This window comes from Lysinibacillus sp. NPDC056185, from assembly GCF_047737915.1.
GTDB lineage: Bacteria > Bacillota > Bacilli > Bacillales_A > Planococcaceae > Lysinibacillus.
This window is the reverse complement of the sequence record NZ_JBLLLQ010000001.1, coordinates 204,702-221,065: the sequence shown is the minus strand read 5'-3', so window position 1 is coordinate 221,065 and position 16,364 is coordinate 204,702. Positions and strand designations below refer to the sequence as shown.

17 protein-coding genes are annotated in these 16,364 nt (G+C 37.6%); 12 read left to right on the top strand and 5 right to left on the bottom strand.

Going from position 1 to position 16,364, the window contains the following annotated elements:
* Positions 1-197 precede the first annotated feature (197 nt).
* The 5 genes from ACMZ42_RS01090 (at position 198) to ACMZ42_RS01070 (ending at position 6,707) form a co-directional block, all read left to right on the top strand.
* Positions 198-1,571, top strand: a complete 1,374-nt coding sequence (locus ACMZ42_RS01090; RefSeq protein WP_415730266.1) for an APC family permease — start codon at positions 198-200, stop codon at positions 1,569-1,571.
* Between the two features lie 209 nt (positions 1,572-1,780).
* The gene (locus ACMZ42_RS01085; protein ID WP_415730265.1) at positions 1,781-3,253 is read left to right on the top strand and encodes an aldehyde dehydrogenase family protein; all 1,473 of its coding nucleotides are present in this window, start codon (positions 1,781-1,783) and stop codon (positions 3,251-3,253) included.
* A 77-nt stretch (positions 3,254-3,330) separates the two neighbouring features.
* Entirely contained in the window at positions 3,331-4,512 is a 1,182-nt protein-coding gene (locus ACMZ42_RS01080) for an iron-containing alcohol dehydrogenase (RefSeq protein WP_415730264.1), read from the top strand.
* A 65-nt stretch (positions 4,513-4,577) separates the two neighbouring features.
* The gene (gene speB / locus ACMZ42_RS01075) at positions 4,578-5,543 is read left to right on the top strand and encodes an agmatinase (protein WP_415730263.1); all 966 of its coding nucleotides are present in this window, start codon (positions 4,578-4,580) and stop codon (positions 5,541-5,543) included.
* A 333-nt stretch (positions 5,544-5,876) separates the two neighbouring features.
* Positions 5,877-6,707 (top strand): MerR family transcriptional regulator, encoded by an 831-nt coding sequence (locus ACMZ42_RS01070; protein ID WP_415730262.1) that lies wholly within the window; start codon positions 5,877-5,879, stop codon positions 6,705-6,707.
* 293 nt (positions 6,708-7,000) lie between these two features.
* Here ACMZ42_RS01070 and ACMZ42_RS01065 read toward each other — a convergent pair whose 3' ends face one another.
* Positions 7,001-7,822, bottom strand: a complete 822-nt coding sequence (locus ACMZ42_RS01065; RefSeq protein WP_370077393.1) for a squalene/phytoene synthase family protein — start codon at positions 7,820-7,822, stop codon at positions 7,001-7,003.
* A 747-nt stretch (positions 7,823-8,569) separates the two neighbouring features.
* Between ACMZ42_RS01065 and coaW the strand changes: the two genes are divergently transcribed.
* From coaW to ACMZ42_RS01045, 4 genes are all read left to right on the top strand, one after another.
* Positions 8,570-9,406, top strand: coding sequence for a type II pantothenate kinase (gene coaW, locus ACMZ42_RS01060; protein ID WP_370077394.1), 837 nt, complete (start codon positions 8,570-8,572; stop codon positions 9,404-9,406).
* 135 nt (positions 9,407-9,541) lie between these two features.
* Complete coding sequence (locus ACMZ42_RS01055; RefSeq protein WP_415730261.1) at positions 9,542-9,778, top strand: hypothetical protein; 237 nt, start codon at positions 9,542-9,544, stop codon at positions 9,776-9,778.
* A 22-nt stretch (positions 9,779-9,800) separates the two neighbouring features.
* Complete coding sequence (locus ACMZ42_RS01050; RefSeq protein WP_323656514.1) at positions 9,801-9,944, top strand: hypothetical protein; 144 nt, start codon at positions 9,801-9,803, stop codon at positions 9,942-9,944.
* Between the two features lie 111 nt (positions 9,945-10,055).
* Complete coding sequence (locus ACMZ42_RS01045; RefSeq protein ID WP_402868980.1) at positions 10,056-10,370, top strand: DUF3889 domain-containing protein; 315 nt, start codon at positions 10,056-10,058, stop codon at positions 10,368-10,370.
* A gap of 37 nt (positions 10,371-10,407) precedes the next feature.
* Here the strand turns inward: ACMZ42_RS01045 and ACMZ42_RS01040 are convergent, their stop codons facing one another.
* Positions 10,408-10,962, bottom strand: coding sequence for a DJ-1/PfpI family protein (locus tag ACMZ42_RS01040; protein ID WP_415730260.1), 555 nt, complete (start codon positions 10,960-10,962; stop codon positions 10,408-10,410).
* Positions 10,963-11,191: 229 nt separating this feature from the next.
* Here ACMZ42_RS01040 and ACMZ42_RS01035 point away from each other — a divergent pair, with 229 nt between their 5' ends.
* Positions 11,192-11,590, top strand: a complete 399-nt coding sequence (locus tag ACMZ42_RS01035) for a MarR family winged helix-turn-helix transcriptional regulator (RefSeq protein ID WP_415730259.1) — start codon at positions 11,192-11,194, stop codon at positions 11,588-11,590.
* Positions 11,590-12,786 carry an MFS transporter gene (locus ACMZ42_RS01030; protein WP_415730427.1) on the top strand — a complete coding sequence of 399 codons (1,197 nt, stop codon included), beginning with the start codon at positions 11,590-11,592 and terminating at the stop codon, positions 12,784-12,786. Before ACMZ42_RS01035 ends, ACMZ42_RS01030 begins: the two co-directional genes overlap by 1 nt.
* 40 nt (positions 12,787-12,826) lie before the next feature.
* On the opposite strand, the gene ACMZ42_RS01025 is transcribed toward ACMZ42_RS01030, so the two are convergent.
* Together ACMZ42_RS01025 and ACMZ42_RS01020 are read right to left on the bottom strand one after the other, a co-directional pair.
* Positions 12,827-13,495, bottom strand: coding sequence for a C40 family peptidase (locus tag ACMZ42_RS01025; RefSeq protein ID WP_370077403.1), 669 nt, complete (start codon positions 13,493-13,495; stop codon positions 12,827-12,829).
* A gap of 356 nt (positions 13,496-13,851) precedes the next feature.
* On the bottom strand, positions 13,852-14,244 hold the full coding sequence (locus ACMZ42_RS01020) for a ribonuclease HI family protein (protein ID WP_415730258.1): 393 nt from the start codon (positions 14,242-14,244) through the stop codon (positions 13,852-13,854).
* Between the two features lie 475 nt (positions 14,245-14,719).
* Between ACMZ42_RS01020 and ACMZ42_RS01015 the strand changes: the two genes are divergently transcribed.
* Positions 14,720-14,911, top strand: coding sequence for a zinc-finger domain-containing protein (locus tag ACMZ42_RS01015; RefSeq protein WP_132358910.1), 192 nt, complete (start codon positions 14,720-14,722; stop codon positions 14,909-14,911).
* A 298-nt stretch (positions 14,912-15,209) separates the two neighbouring features.
* On the opposite strand, the gene ACMZ42_RS01010 is transcribed toward ACMZ42_RS01015, so the two are convergent.
* On the bottom strand, positions 15,210-16,193 hold the full coding sequence (locus ACMZ42_RS01010) for an SEC-C domain-containing protein (RefSeq protein ID WP_415730257.1): 984 nt from the start codon (positions 16,191-16,193) through the stop codon (positions 15,210-15,212).
* Positions 16,194-16,364: the final 171 nt, after the last annotated feature.

The window sequence follows — 16,364 nt, the reverse complement described above, 5'->3', positions numbered from 1 at the left end:
GTCGTATATGTAACTTTACTTCGCTAGAGTCCTTACTTACTGCTGCATTTTGCTGTATTTTTAGGGATAGTTTTTTCATTACCGAAAATTTAAATCAAGTTGTTGACCTTTGTGTAACACAAACCTTTATAGTCAATATCAACAGAAATCAGAATCTTTGGAAGATTTAAATTACAAAAGTGAATGGGGGAGCTATTATGAAACGACAAACATTAATGCGAACACTGACTTTGTCTCAAGTTGTATTTTTAGGGATTGCATGGAATAACCCGATGGTATTCTTCAATACATACGGAATAGCAACTGTCACTTCCCAAGGTGTCATTATGGGGGCGTATATTATCGCTTTTCTTGCAATCCTGTTCACTGCTTTTAGTTATGGAAAGATGGCAAAAGCATTTCCAATCGCGGGATCGGCTTATACATTCACACAAAAATCCATTAATCCACAACTTGGTTTTCTTATCGGTTGGACAATCATGTTGGATTATATGTTGACACCAATGGTCACTTGTTTAATGTCTACTGTCTTTTTAAATGCAATGTTCCCTGGAGTCCCTCACGCCCTGTGGATTACCCTATTAACTGCAACTATTGTAATACCTAGCATTTTGGGTGTTAAGTTCACCGCATCCACTGGTAAGATTTTTGTTATTGCACAAGTCGTATTTGTTGTCATCTTCTGGATTTTGACGATCAAAAGTTTAATGGCGGGTGTAGGAGCGGGTACACTTTTCTCCATTCAGCCTTTGTTCAATGCAGAAATCAAATTGCCAGTGATTTTGGCAGGAGCGTCAATTCTTTGTTTCAGTTTTCTTGGCTTCGACTCTCTTACTACATTGTCTGAAGAAACAATCAATCCTGAAAAAACAATTCCTAGAGCGATTATCATCATGTTGTTGACAATTGGTGTCCTCTATATCGGATCAGCCTATTTGGCACAATTGGTTCACCCCGGTTTTACCTTTGAAAACACAGATTCTGCAGCTATGGAAGTTGTCTATTTGGTCGGCGGGAATTTGTTCAAATCCTTATTTGTTACTGCTGTAATTTTAGGTAATTTCTCTTCTGGTGTGGCCTCTACAACAAGCGCGTCCCGCGTGTTGTATGCGATGGGGCGAGATTCTGTACTGCCAAAAAAAATATTTGGACATATCCATTCACGCTTTAAAACACCGTCCACTGGAATTATTGTAATTGGAATCATTTCATTGCTCGGTATCGTGCTGACACTCGATCAAGTCATTAAGTTTATTAACTTTGGAGCACTTATTGCTTTCGCGTCTGTTAATTTATCTGTTATCGCCCATTACTTTATTCGGGATCGTAAGCGCTCTTCTTTTAACGACTACATGCGTTATCTGGTTATGCCACTAATTGGTGCAGGATTTACGCTTTGGCTATGGTCTCACTTAGAGTTGGATGCATTGATTCTTGGAGGCATCTGGATGGCAATTGGCTTGGGGTATCTAATGTATATGACAAAGTTCTTCAAACAGGGACTGCCTGAATTCAGTTTCGATAAGGAGATTATTCCTGAAAATGTTCTTGCAGAAGACATAAAAATGTAAGGGCTTACAAAAGGTAAGACTTCTGTTATTTGCATGTAGTATATGCAATTGAAAGGGGTGAGGCTATTCACAGAAAGGTAGAATTTCGAAAATAAGAACAGCTTTATTCAAGGTTATGAAACTCCTACCACTTATTGTAATCTCTTGTAGGAGAGGTTAAATGTGCATTTAGATAAAATATGGCTAATTTTAAATGGGAGGCTAGTATAATGCTAAATTTGAAATTGTTTATTAATGGTAAATGGTCAGATTCTGTGAACGAGGAAAAACGTAATATTATCAACCCAGCAAACAACGAAGTGATTGCTGAGGCATCGAGAGCAAGTGTTGAAGAAACGCGGGATGCCATTGAAGCAGCACGTAATGCATTTGATTCAGGTATTTGGTCAGACATGCCGGCTTCTGAAAGAGCATCCTATTTATTCAAAATTGCAGATAAACTTGAGGTAAATGCATCTGAGCTGAGTACACTTGAAATGTTGAATACAGGAAAGCCTCTTAGGGAAGCGGAATTCGATATAGGGGATGCTGTGAATTGCTTCCGATATTATGGTGGGCTCATCACTAAACCAGACGGTCAAACGTATTCCGTTGCCGATCCGGTACAGGGGCTTATTGTCCGTGAACCTGTAGGTGTTTGTGGTTTGATTGCTCCTTGGAATTTCCCATTATTGACAGGAGCGTGGAAAATTGCGCCTGCGCTTGCTGCGGGAAATACGATTGTGTTCAAACCATCTGAATTGACGCCAATTACTACGATTAAGCTCTTCGAAATTCTTGAAGAAGTAGGGATTCCAGCAGGCGTTGCGAATTTGGTAACCGGAGGAGGTTCGACTGTCGGTAATGAATTGGCTGAAAGCGATAAAGTCGATATGGTTTCATTTACTGGCAGTACAACAGTAGGTAGATCAATCATGAAAGCGGCATCAGGAAATATTAAGAAAATCGCACTCGAATTAGGTGGTAAATCGCCAAATATCGTCTTCGCTGACGCAGATTTTGAAACAGCGGTCGACTATGCGCTTTATGGGATATTTATGAACGCGGGTCAAGTATGTAACTCAGGATCACGCTTGCTCATTGAAGAAAGTATCCATGACAAGTTCGTTGAAAGCTTGATTAGTAAAGCAAAACAAATACGTGTTGGTCGTGGTGATGATCCAGAGACTCAAATGGGTGCTCTTGTCGGTGAAGATCATATGAACACAGTGCTAAATTATATTCAAATCGGCATCGATGAAGGTGCGAATTTGATTTATGGCGGAAAACGGATTACAAGTGGTGGGCTAGGGCAGGGTTATTTTGTCGAGCCGACAATATTTGTAGATACAACGCCTGACATGGAAATTGTCCAAGAGGAGATATTCGGTCCTGTGCTAGTTGTCCAAAAGTTCAAAGATGAAGCGGAGGCTATCAAGCTCGCAAATGATACGCCATACGGTCTTGCAGCTGGGGTGTTCTCTCAAGATGGTGCTAAAGCTTTGCGGGTTATTAAAAAAATTAGAGCAGGTATTACTTACATTAATGCATACAATCTTGCTTACAATGAAGCCCCTTGGGGAGGGTATAAGCAGAGCGGACTCGGTCGTGGATTAGGCACTTTCGGTTTGGATGAATTTTCGGAAGTTAAACAAATAAATATCAATTTAGATGTCAGTCCAACTAATTGGTTTGAAAGTTAACAAACAAGACAAAGTAAACTCTTAAAAGAAATTTGTTAACATAAGGTCATTTGAAAAATTGAAAGGGGAAATGTTTGATGGTTTGGGATTTTAATTTTAATTTACCGACTTCTATTGAGTTTGGTAACGGGACAGTTAACAATGTAGGGAAAAGAGCGAAAGAGCTAGGTGGTAAAAAGGCGCTGATCATTACTGATAAAGGGCTTGCACAAACGGGGATTTTAAAGAAGGTAACAGATTCATTGGAACAGGAAGGGATTGCTTTTCTTGTATATGATGAAATTACACCGAATCCGAAAGACCTAGATTGCGTAAAAGCCTATGAACGATTTAAAGACGAAAATATCGATTTGTTGTTAGGTCTTGGTGGTGGAAGTTCAATGGATACTGCTAAAGCGATTGGGGTACTTTTTACACATGAAGGGGAGCTTAAAGATCGCTATGGTTTCAATCTGTTGGAGCGCGATATTACACCTCTTATTTGTATCCCAACCACTTCGGGTACTGGTAGTGAGGTAACGACAGGGTCTGTTATCACAGATACGATCACTAAACAGAAAGAAGCTATACTTGATATAAAATTAGCTCCGAAATTGGCGATTGTGGACCCTGAATTGACGCTGTCTTTGCCTAAATCAATTACCTCTGCTACTGGAATGGATGCATTGACGCATGCAATTGAAGCTTACACGAGCAATATTTCTGAACCGATTTCTGATGCACTCAGTCTTTATGCGATTGAAATCATTGTTAAGTATCTTCCGCTCGCTGTAGAAAACGGTAACAATTTAGAAGCAAGGCAAAACATGCTTGTAGGAAGCTTGATAGCAGGTATGGCGTTTACGCACGCCGACCTAGGTGCTGTGCATGCTATGGCTGAACCGCTTGGCGGGCTGTATGATACACCACATGGAGTGGCAAATTCCATCTTCCTCCCTCATGTATTTGAATATAATATTCCGTCCAATCCGGAAAAACATGCGACAGTTGCTTTGAAACTTGGAGCGACCGCGGAAGGGAAGACCTTGGAGGAAATTGCCCAAGAAGGTGTTGTATTGTTGCATGAACTTGCAAGTGAAATTGGCATTCCGCAATTCCGGGATTTAGATAATGTTAACCCTGATGATTTCGAATTTCTTGCTGAAGGGGCATTTAAACATTTGTGTACAATTACAAATTCTCGTCAATTATCGAAAGATGACTACTTGAAATTGTTCCAAAAAACTTATGAGATGACAATGAAACATTCATATCATTAACCTTACGAAATGCTAAAGGGCTCCAGGATATAACTTGAGATTAAATGATAGCAGGGGGAATAATCATGGCTAATCACGATGAGAAACAAATTTTGAATTTGCCATTTACAGGGATATGTACGTTTGGGAAATATCCGATTTGCACAGATTTGGACAAGCTGGATGCCGATGTAGCGGTCATAGGGGTACCGAATGATATGGGTACCCAATGGAAATCAGGTGCAAGAATGGGACCGAGGGGAATTAGGGAAGGATCCACGCTATACAGTTTTGGATTAGAAGGTGCTTATGACATTGAAAATGATATCATGTATCTCGGGCCAGATTGGAAAGTGGTGGACTGCGGCGATGTCGATATGGTACATGGAGATCTAATGCAATGTCACGAAAATACAGAAGAAGCGATCCGTAAAATTGTTTCGAAAGGAGCTATGCCAGTCATTCTAGGAGGAGACCATTCTATCACGGCTGCGGTAGGAAAGGGGCTAAAAGAATTAGGTCCATTTCATGTCATTCAAATTGATGCACATCTGGATTGGGCAGATCACCGCTCAGGAATGCGATATGGCCATGGTAACTGCATCCGCCGTTTATCAGAGATGGATCATGTACAGAAAATATTCCAATTAGGTATTCGTGGAATTAGTAGTAGTAAAAAAGAAGATGTTGATGCTGCAAGAGACTACGGTAGTGTGATCCTATCTCCACGCCAAATGAGAAAAATGGGAATTGAAGAAGTGCTGGAACAAATACCAGTTGGAGAAAGATATTATGTGACAATTGACATCGATGGATTGGATCCATCAATCGCTCCTGGTACGGGTACACCTTCCCCTGGCGGCCTTCTTTACGATGAAGTGAACGAAATATTGGAAGGGATTGCAAAAAGGGGAGAAGTGATTGGATTCGATTTAGTCGAAGTGGCGCCTCCCTATGATCCTACCGGCATCACCGGGCAAGTAGCGGCTCGCATTATGCTAGATTTGCTCAGCTATGTCTTAAAAGAGAAAGAGAATAGAAGGCTAGAATAATAGAATAAAGTACGTGAAATAGGTTGGATGATGAACTGAAATAAAGCATTCAGAATGGTACTTGACAAATAGTCAGAAAAGATAGCATAGTTTGAATTAGAGGTTCGTGAAAATTTTTAACTGAATATTCAATCGGATTAAGAAGGTATGCTATTTGGAGAAATAAAAGTAGGCGAAAAAATAATTCAGGATATAACGAATCACTTATTTTATAAAGTTTATTGAGTGTGTGGTAAACAAATCAAACCTGAAATTTTTTAAATTTGGTAAGTTTTTCTATACTCCTGCGATAAAAATTTTAGCAGTCTATAAATTTTTTAGGAGGTTAGCTGATTGAAAGAAAAACTGACTATCGGTGAAATGGCAAAATTACGAGGATTGACTTCGGAAACATTACGCCACTATGATCGGATTGACCTGTTCAAGCCACAATATATCGATTCACATTCCGGATATCGATACTACTCCATTTTTCAGTATGAAATTCTAGGTACCATTAAAGAACTAAGGCAACTTAGGATGACTACAGATGAGATTAAGGAATATCTTAACGAACGCAATTTCAGTAAATCGTTAGATATTATGAAAATCAAACACGCTGAACTCGTTTCAAATCTGAAAGAATTGAATGAAATGGAGGAAAATATCAGGGAGAAGATTGCCTATTTGGAACAGGTGGAAAGAGAAAATGAACTTCAGAAAGTCATATTCCGTGAAATGAAAAGTAGGCGATTACTTACCTTGCATGAAAAAATTAATAATAACTTCGAACTTTGTTATGGAGTCTTGAATTTAGAGAATATGCTTACGGAGAAGACACCCATTCTTGCTACCAACAGACTTGGCATTATTATCGAAGAAAAGAATCTTAAATTGGGACGTTTTGAGGAACCTTCCACTATTTTCATTGTGGCAAAAAATAAGGAAGATATTCCGAATACATATCAATTGACGATTCCAGGAGGATTATTTGCGTGCATCCGTTACAATGGAGAATTATTGTCGAGTCGTAGTGAAAGTTTAAGAAAAATACTTCATTATCTTAACAAAAACAGCTATCAGATCACTGGTGATGCATTGCAAATCATGCATCTCGATATTACGATTACGGATAAACCAAATGAAATCACCTTTGAAATTCAAGTTCCGGTCCGAAAACTGTGATAAAAGACAAATTCGTAAGAAGTTTATTTTAGCGAGAACGATTTGTGATTAACTTCATTTTGATTGATCTTTTTCAAATTGATTTCAGGACATTAAGCTGTTCTCCTAGTATTCATTTTGGTGTGTTTGCCACTACGAGTAGTAAAGCTGAAAAAGTAGTGTGTATGTTGTTAACGATGCTTCCAGTCTTTATTAGTTATGAAATGATTGTTAGTCTTGGCATGTCCGTATAACTAAAACAGCTGCAGTACGAGAGTTTCTCATACTGCGGCTGTTTTTTAATGGTGAAAGTTTTAGTCAGCCTGTACCTCTTCGACTGTTTGTTCTACTTCTGCTCTTGACATTTTTTCACGACCTTCTTGCATTGCCTTCAATGTTTTATGGGCTAATGCAAGTGGTAAACGACAGAATAATAATACCGTGCGTTTATTAATATCTTTCATATAAAGATCAGCTTTTGCGAGATTTTCCTCCGCATATGCAAATAAATCTTCACGAGTCCAACCATCAGGAACGAAACTTACTCCGCGCTCATCCATATCCTCATGCTGATTGCGTAAAATATTGACTGCTTGGAGACCGCGGCCATAGCCAATAGCTAAATCGCGATCTGTTTGAATGTCAGCACCCCACGCCCAAAGCTCGGACAGCATTGTCCCAACAAGCCCTGCAACGTAGTATGTATAATCATCTAAATCCTCTCGCGTATGCACCTGCCAGTTTGCTTTTGCCCATTTTGCCATCCCAAACGCCATTTCACTTGTTGAAGCTTGGACAATTTTACGTGAGCCTTCAGGACAAAACGTTAGCCAATCTGCTAAACGAAGAGATACTTCAGGTAGCTGATCTGCATATGGCGCTAATAATGCTTCATAAGCTTCAGCATTAAATGATTCCTTTAATAACTCGCTTGTTGCATTAAGTAAATCGAATTTCACGTCATTAGATAGGTTTTCATGATCCTCAATTTCGTCTATAGCACGCATTGCTAAATATGCGGCTGCCACAGACAATTTTAAATCATTTTTTAAAAAAGTAATCGGTATATAAAAAGTGCGACTAGTTTCCTTTAAAACTTGCATCGCTTCTTTATAAAGTTTTTTTTGATCTTTCACTTGTATTCCTCCGTTCAAATGGTAACACATCTATAGTATATCGTATCGTAAAAGTGATGAAAGATAAAACAGATTGTTCAATTTATATTCAACTATTTTCAATTGGTAAAGATTAAGACAAAGAGAGGGGAGATAATCGGGTTGCAATTTCACATGACATTTATCGGAACACTTTCAGCAATTATCGCCCAACTTTTAATTTTTAACGACACCCACTTGCTAGAATCGATGATGCATCGAGTAACATTGCATTTTCACTTCTTTTGTGTTTTTATAGTAGAATAATGTTAAAGTTATAAAAATGCGACGAAAATCGTGTGATTAATAGAAAAAAATTGATATTTTTCGTCTTTTTTTCATGAAAGTTTGCTAAGTTATTGCACATTTATTTCAACAGCGTTAAAGTTTAGGAAGGACAAAGATGCAACTTCACTTTTCGAGTAATTGTTGCTGCCGCTGCGCTTTCGCACAGAAAACATTTGCTGCTGACGCTTCGCTTTCGCGCAGAAGACATTTGTTGCTGCCGCTGCGCTTTCGCGCAGACGACATGTGTAGCTGTAGATTTGCTTTCGGTACTGAAATACAATTCACCGGATTTTGGCACAATAACTCCTTGCAAAATCCGTGACATTTGTGGAGGCATGAACGTTATTCAACAGGCTTCAAACGCCTCTTGAATAAAGCAAAATCTAGTATATATCTCACCTTCTGAAATAGAGATTATACGTAAAGTCAAAGGAGAATGGTATGCCAAAGGCTATAGGTATTGATGCAGGCGGAACATTGACAAAAGTTGCTTATTTAGATGAGCATAATGAGCTCGTTTTAATAACTTTCCCGTCAAATGATTTGCTAGCAGTGCAGAATTGGATTATTAATCATCCAGATATTGAGGATATTGGTGTTACGGGAGGGCGTACAGAACAATTACTGGATGTCATCAAAACAATGAAATCGATTCATTATATAGTAGAGTTTGAAGCCACATTGAAGGGCGTTCGATTTTTATTGCATAAAGAGGGCTACTTCTTCGAGAGAAGTATGATTACTAATATTGGTACTGGTACTTCAATTCATTATATGGAAGATAATACGCATATTCGTGTTGGTGGAACAGGTGTAGGTGGTGGAACGTTGATTGGATTGTCAGCGCTTACAACTGGCATCACGGATTATAATGAAATAAGAGAACTGGCCACTAAAGGTAATCGAGAAGAAATTGATTTACTAGTAAAGGATATTTATCAAGGGATGGACACACCTATTGATGGGCAATTGACAGCTAGTAATTTTGGGAAAGTTGGTATTACTGAATCTGTCAAACATCCAAAAGAAGATATAATTGCAACTGTACAAGGGCTTGTAGGTGAGGTTATTACAACACTTAGTATTCAATATGCTGAAGAAAAAAATGCTCAACATATCGTTTATATCGGTTCAACTTTAAGTAATAACGATCAACTTACACGTGTTATTGCCAATTACACACGTACGAAAAAACATACACCAGTCTTTATAAATGACCACGGTTTTTCAGGTGCAGTCGGTGCATTATTAAATATAACTGAATATACAATTGTCTAACTATAATGTACATTACTAATTAATATTAGTGATGTACATTTTTTTATACTGTAAAAGTTTTAGCAAAGTCTGTAGTAATCCCCAAAGCATAAAACCTTCTATCCTGAGCACATTACATGTAGGAGGTGAAGATCCGTGGCCAATAGAAACACCAATGGAAACAACAAAAACAACAATAAAACAATGAATGTTAGAACGCATAATCCCTTTGATACCTACAAAAAAATAGACCTCGATAAATCAAATAGTAATAACAATAACCCGAATGACAATCTCAATGAAGAATTCGCTGCAGAATTTGATGCGAAAGCAAAAAATAAAGATAATAAAACGAACCATAAGAAAAATCAGCAGTCCAACAAAAACAAATAACCGAAGTATGGAGGCTTAAATAATGGCAAAGAAGAATAAAACGAGCTTTAAAAAGAAAAAGAAAGAAGATACACATAAAAGAAATGATCGTGAAGAATATTCAGCAGAATTTAATCAAGTAATTCATAACAATCCTCAACAACCAAAACAATCCAGTAAAAAATAACAAAAACTGCTCCTTAAGGTTGAGAATACTTAAGGAGCACTTATTTTTTGCAGTTTTGGCTACTTTATACCAAAAGAATATGAAAGGTTGATTAACTTGCGGAAATTTTGTGTGAAACTTGGCATTTTTCTTGTATTGTTTGCTGCATTCATAAACACCCCAACAATTACTTATGCTCAACAGGGAATACCAGCCCATGCTCAATGGGGAAAAGTAGCGATAAAAGAGACACATGCAAAGTACCCTCAAGCAAAAATCCTCGATTATTTGCATGAGGGAAGCGAGGTTGTTGAAGACTCCACTATTGAAAAATTTAAACTTTGGCTAAAACAAAGTGACAAGGAATTCGGTGTACATGTTCGAATCAAATATGTAACCAATACAAATAAAGTAGTGAAAATTGAATTCCAAGAAACCACTCCATAAAATACGAGGATGCCTACTTTCGGGCATCCTCATTCCGTTAGCTTTCTAGCTTTTTAATAAATTCTCGCATTAATCCAGGTAAATCTGGCCATGCATGACCACTAATTAAATTGCCGTCTGTGTGAAGATGAGTATCGATATACGTCGCTCCAGCTACTTGAACTTCGGGCTTGCATGCAATATAGGCTGTTAGTTCACGTCCTTTCAGAACTTCTGGAATGGTCGCGAAAATTTGAGCTGCGTGACATACAGCAGCGATTGGTTTATTTGTTTCAAAGAAATGGCTCACTAGTGCTGGAACATGTTCATTTAAACGAATGTACTCTGGCGCTCGTCCACCAGGAATGATGAGCCCGTCAAATTGTGCTGGATCTACTTCTGCAAAGGATGCGTGTGCTTCTAAGCCATATGCTGTACGCTCGATGTATGTATCGACACCATCAACAAAATCGTGCAATACAGTCTGTAATTTCTTCGCGGATGGTGCTGCAATCGTTACATCATAGCCAGCCTCAAGACAACGGTAATAAGGATAAAAAATTTCTAAAGCTTCAACTGCGTCTCCTGCAAGTATTAATACCTTTTTCCCCATGCTTTCATCTCCTTTTATTTGTAATCTATTAGCTTAATTCGACACTTTCAAAAAATTCCCTTCTGATATTTAGTACGTCGGAGAGAATCGCTGATAATAATGAATCATACGACAGTCGGCTGAGGATCATTGCTCCTACAATGCACCTTCAAACAACTTGCTTTACAACGAAAAAAATGAAGAGTATAGTACTTATTTAGCTAGGTAAATAAATTAGGAGGTTGCTAACATGAATCCTATCTTTCATGCTTTATTCCAAAAAAGTCGTTATTTAACGAATTGTTTAAATGAAGTACTGAAACAGCACAACTTGTATAGCTCACAATGGGCTATTTTATATTGCTTACATAATCACGGGCCAATGACATTAACACAAATTTGGAAGTATTTAAACGTTGAGGCACCGAGTATAACTAGAGCAATTACTCGACTCGAGACACTAGGTTGGGTACTAAGAATTGATGGTGAAGATAAACGTGAAAAAATCGTTACCTTATCACCATATGCAGAGGAACATTTGCCTGCTATCACTAAAACGATCTTAGTTTTTGAGGAAGAAATGGTAGGGGCATTGACTGTCGAGGAACAACAGCAATTTATAATTTTATTGGAAAAAATGAAAGGTTGATAGACGTGCAGCAAGAGGGGAATACAAAAATATGGACGAAGCGGTTTATTAGTCTCTTTTTAACAAATATCTCGGTCTTTTTTGTTTTTTATGGATTGGTAACGACTTTGCCGCTATATGCGATTGGTGAGTTGCACCAGACAGACAAGGAAGCGGGATTGTTAATATCAGGATTTTTATTATCAGCCATTATCGTTCGTCCTTTTTCGGGTAAACTATTAGATGTTTTTGGGAAGAAAAAGCTTTTAGTTATTTCAATTATAGGATATTTTTTATGTACAGTTTTATATTTATTTATTCATCCTTTTGGACTTTTACTAGGACTACGTTTTATTCAAGGGATTTTCTTTAGTATTATTACAACAGCTGCTGGCTCTTTAGCTGCAGATATAGTGCCAGCCAATCGAAAAGGTACAGGTCTAGGCTATTTCGCAATGTCTACTAACTTAGCAGTAGTTATTGGACCATTTATCGGTTTGCTACTTATTCAATATAGTAGCTTCAATGTATTATTTATTGTGATGAGTATTTGTATATTAGCAGGGGGCATCCTAGCTGCAACGATAAAAACTGATGATTTATCCAAGCCTGAACATCAGGGTAAATTGACATTTAAATTTGATGATTTATTTGAACGTCGTGCACTTCCAGTTGCGGCGATTGCTAGTTTAGTAGCTTTTTCATATTCGAGTATTTTATCGTTTTTATCAGTCTACGCACAGCAAAAAGATTTAATGGCTGTAGCGAGTCTATTTTATGCAGTTTTTGCAGCAGCAATGCTTATTACACGTCCATATACAGGTAAACTTTATGATACAAAAGGGCCGCAGTTTGTTATTATACCTGGTATTATACTCTTTGCTATCGGTCTTGTTATGCTCGCATTTGTCTCAGGACCAGCATTATTTTTATTTGCAGCCATCTTTATTGGATTAGGCTATGGGGCAGTAACTACAAGCTTACAAGCATTAGCGATACAATCTACATCACATACACGCAGTGGTTATGCAACAGCAACGTTCTTTACGATGTTTGACCTTGGCATTGCGCTTGGCTCTTACATTTTAGGAATGGTGGCCGTGCAAGCAGGCTATTCTTCTGTTTATCTAACTGGAGCAGGCTTGCTAGTTGTAGTCTTTATCATTTATTTACTACGTTTAGCAAAAATAAAATCGAAAAAAGTAGCACATGTATAAAGAAAAAACAGTTGGGGAATCCCAACTGTTTTTTTATTCACTATATACGACCATATCCAGCAAAGTGTGTTTTCCAATAAGAGCTATTAATGTTAGCAATAGAAACACCACCGTCACTTGCGCTAATCATTTGACCATTTCCAATATAAATGCCTACATGTGAAATACCAGCTTTATATGTATTAGCGAAGAATACTAGATCACCTACTTGAGGTGAACTTACTTTTTTAGCTGTACTGTAAAAACCTGCTGCAGACTTACGAGCTGTCGAAATACCAGCATTATTATATACGTAAGTGACGTAGCCTGAGCAATCAAAACCTGTACTCGGTTTACTTCCACCAAATGTATATTTTACGCCTAATTGTTTTTTAGCAACTTGCACTAGGTTAGTTGTTGGTTTAGGTGTAACTGTTGGTTTAGCTGCAGCTGTTGGTTTAGGTGTAGGTGTTGATATTGTTGCTGATGTGAGTGGGGTATTGAGGTTTAACTTTTGTCCAACGCGAATTGTCGTAGAAGATAAGTTATTCCATTTCATCAATGTTTGATAAGTAACACCATACTGATTGGCAATCTTCCATAAAGAATCACCAGATTTTACTGTATAAGTTGCCGCTGATGCTGTGTCAATTGTTGAAAAAAGTACAGATGAACTTAAAGCCAATGTAGCTAATTTCAATCCCCATCTATACTTTTTATTCTTTTTCATAATATGTATCCTCCTAATAACTTTAAAAACTTAATACATATATGATATTAACATTGTAATATTACAATAGTATGTCAATAAAATAACATTGAGGATACAAATTATACTAATAATAATTGGAAAATATATTGATTTATGGCTTATCATCAAAAATCAGGGGAGATATTTATATATATATGCCAAGTATGTAAGTTAATTGGATGAGGACTTGGCGATTCCTTATGAGCATGGCATATATTTTGTTTATATATGAAAATGAAGATGATAAAAATTAAAATATTGGGGGATATTAAGTATCTGAATGAAGTGAAAGGAGGAGACCGACTCTTGGTAAGACAAGAGGCAGTCCCTATAAATTAATTTTTTTCATTTTGAATCGCTTTACGTGCAAGTGCATCTGCTGCTTTGTTTTGCGTATCTGGAACCCATTTGATGAAAAATAAATCGAAGCTACTCACAAGTGTAAGTGCCTGCTCAAGATAAGGTTTAAATTCCTCATTTTTCACATATTCTTTTTCCATAGAGGCAACAACAATTTTTGAATCTGAGCGCACTGAGACTAGGTTTGAACCAAGCTTTCGTGCTTCCTCAAGACCGCGAACTAAGGCAGTAAACTCGGCAATGTGGTTATTAGTTTGCCCTATATACTCACTGATTTGTATATGATTGCCTTCTCCTTTAATAAATATCCCAATACCACTTGGGCCAGGATTACCTGCACTAGCAGCATCTATATATACTTCTAACATAAAATCCCTACTTTTTGATTTAGATTATACATTAATTGTACATCAATAGTGCTTTTTCACAATATCTTAGTTGATGATCAATTATGCCTCGGCATAATTGCGTCCGGAATCGGCTTTGTCTTGCCTGCACGAGGGCCGACACGATGTCGGTCATTTCGGTAATGCCACAAGACGTAGCGTTTTTACCGATGCAGGTCAGTTAGCCGTTATCGCATGGATGCGATGGTTTTAGGCTAACATCCTCTAAGACTCCTTTCCGATTCCGTGACATCCGCCGGAGGCTTTGGATCACTGCTGAAAAGAAAAGTAGCTCAAATCCGCTTTTATCTCACTACCTATAGAGGTGGGGAACTTACTTACCTGTCGCTACAAAAGAGATTTGCTAAATGGTTAAACAAAATAGTTGCTTGTTCAAAATGTTCACTTCATAATAGTAAGAAGCGAAATTTGGACGTGAAAGGAGCGAGAGTTCAATTTGGATAAAGTGACGGTTATGAAAGATATTGATGAACTACATGATACGTATTGTGCTGATTGCTTAGTCATAAAGCAATTACGAAAAGATCGTGGTAAACCTGGAGCTCACCGTTTCTGTATTGAAGCTTGCACTGTAGGAGAGCGACTACAATTTCTCGGAGAAGAGCTCTTGAAGGTGTATAGTAAATAATGTTTTAAACCATTACAGAAATGTTTTACAACTATGGCAAAGTAATCATAGGAACTAAACAGACTATGTTTAAATAAAATAAAGCTTATTTCATTTTTGCTCAATAAATAATCATATTTACTAAATTCGATGCATAAATAACAATATGTTCGGAAATGATAGTGATGGTTGGTTACCGTGGAAAAAGCTACCTTTATTGTTGGCTCATTGCCGATAATAAAGGTAGCTTTTTTCTATGTAAACTAAAATGCGCAACACACTCTAAAATTGCATAGAGTGTGTTGCGCTATTTTAAGCATTATTTAGTTGCAGCATAGCTACTTAAGTCTTGGTAGTATTTTGTGAGAGAGGAAGCTGAAATATCGAACGTCGCCGCAATTTCTTTTACAGTCAGTGATAACGGCTCGAATAGCTCTTTTTCTTGACCATATCGAATTGCGCCGGCAGCAATGGCCGCCTCTTTGCGCGCAGATGGTTGTCCTTCAATTAAATAGTCCTCTAAAAGCTCTAACATAGGAGCTGTTTCACGCTCATTTTGCTCAAGGAAATCTTTTACCTGTGTGATTACATTGCTCTCAAAGTTCGTGAACTCCTCGCCTTTATAACCGTTTGACACAAGTAATTCCCAGAAGGATAAATGCTCTTCTTTTAAGAATGCTCCAGCCTTTTTCTCAGAAGCCTCAAAATTTTTCTTGAATTGCTCAAATACTTTAGCATGATCTTCTGGGAAGAAGATAAGCGTTGATACAGCTAAATAATGCTCTGATTTTTTTGTACCATCTGGTAAGATGAATGCAAAGACATGCATACCTTCAGGGATTGGTTTGTCATTTTCACGACGAATATTAATCTCTTCATTTGTTAACACATGTGTAGCCTTGAAATATTTTTCTTCTACAACTGACACGGAACCAACAAATAGACGAGGTTGTGACCAGCCTTCTAACACATTTACCGTAGAAGGTCTTACCGTTTTTTTCTTTGTTTTCTTTAAGTAACCTTTCCAAATAGAGGGTTCTTGGTGGAAGAAGAAGTCGTCTAACGCGATCGCCTCAATCAGCTCTCTTTGTAGTACGCTCTCTAATTTAGGTTGCCATGTACCTACATGCTCTATATAGGCACGAACATCTTTACGTTCAGGATATTCTAAGTAAAATGTTTGTAGTACACGCTCTAATTCTTCGATTGCTACAGCTTCTACGGTAACCTGTTGTTTACCTTCACAACATTTTTTATATTTTTTGCCGCTACCGCATGGGCATGGATCATTACGTTTTACCATAATTAGAAACACTTCCTTTGAAAATTGTTAGTAGAATTTTGCTAAATAAATTGCATACAATTAATAATAACGGTACATTTGTACGAAGAAAAATGATTGTCTATTTAGAAATATCAAAAAACATAGAAGGACGGCCTGATTCTAGTATATGTATGTATTTTCCTGCTTAGA

What these genes read in the sequence shown, in the direction of transcription:
- ACMZ42_RS01090 (WP_415730266.1), top strand. Translation starts at nt 198, where the DNA reads ATGAAACGACAAACATTAATGCGAACACTGACTTTGTCTCAAGTTGTA.
- coaW (WP_370077394.1), top strand. Translation starts at nt 8,570, where the DNA reads ATGCCAAAGGCTATAGGTATTGATGCAGGCGGAACATTGACAAAAGTT.
- ACMZ42_RS01035 (WP_415730259.1), top strand. Translation starts at nt 11,192, where the DNA reads ATGAATCCTATCTTTCATGCTTTATTCCAAAAAAGTCGTTATTTAACG.
- ACMZ42_RS01025 (WP_370077403.1), bottom strand. Translation starts at nt 13,495, where the DNA reads ATGAAAAAGAATAAAAAGTATAGATGGGGATTGAAATTAGCTACATTG.
- ACMZ42_RS01050 (WP_323656514.1), top strand. Translation starts at nt 9,801, where the DNA reads ATGGCAAAGAAGAATAAAACGAGCTTTAAAAAGAAAAAGAAAGAAGAT.
- ACMZ42_RS01010 (WP_415730257.1), bottom strand. Translation starts at nt 16,193, where the DNA reads ATGGTAAAACGTAATGATCCATGCCCATGCGGTAGCGGCAAAAAATAT.
- ACMZ42_RS01085 (WP_415730265.1), top strand. Translation starts at nt 1,781, where the DNA reads ATGCTAAATTTGAAATTGTTTATTAATGGTAAATGGTCAGATTCTGTG.
- ACMZ42_RS01080 (WP_415730264.1), top strand. Translation starts at nt 3,331, where the DNA reads ATGGTTTGGGATTTTAATTTTAATTTACCGACTTCTATTGAGTTTGGT.
- ACMZ42_RS01020 (WP_415730258.1), bottom strand. Translation starts at nt 14,244, where the DNA reads ATGTTAGAAGTATATATAGATGCTGCTAGTGCAGGTAATCCTGGCCCA.
- ACMZ42_RS01040 (WP_415730260.1), bottom strand. Translation starts at nt 10,962, where the DNA reads ATGGGGAAAAAGGTATTAATACTTGCAGGAGACGCAGTTGAAGCTTTA.
- speB (WP_415730263.1), top strand. Translation starts at nt 4,578, where the DNA reads ATGGCTAATCACGATGAGAAACAAATTTTGAATTTGCCATTTACAGGG.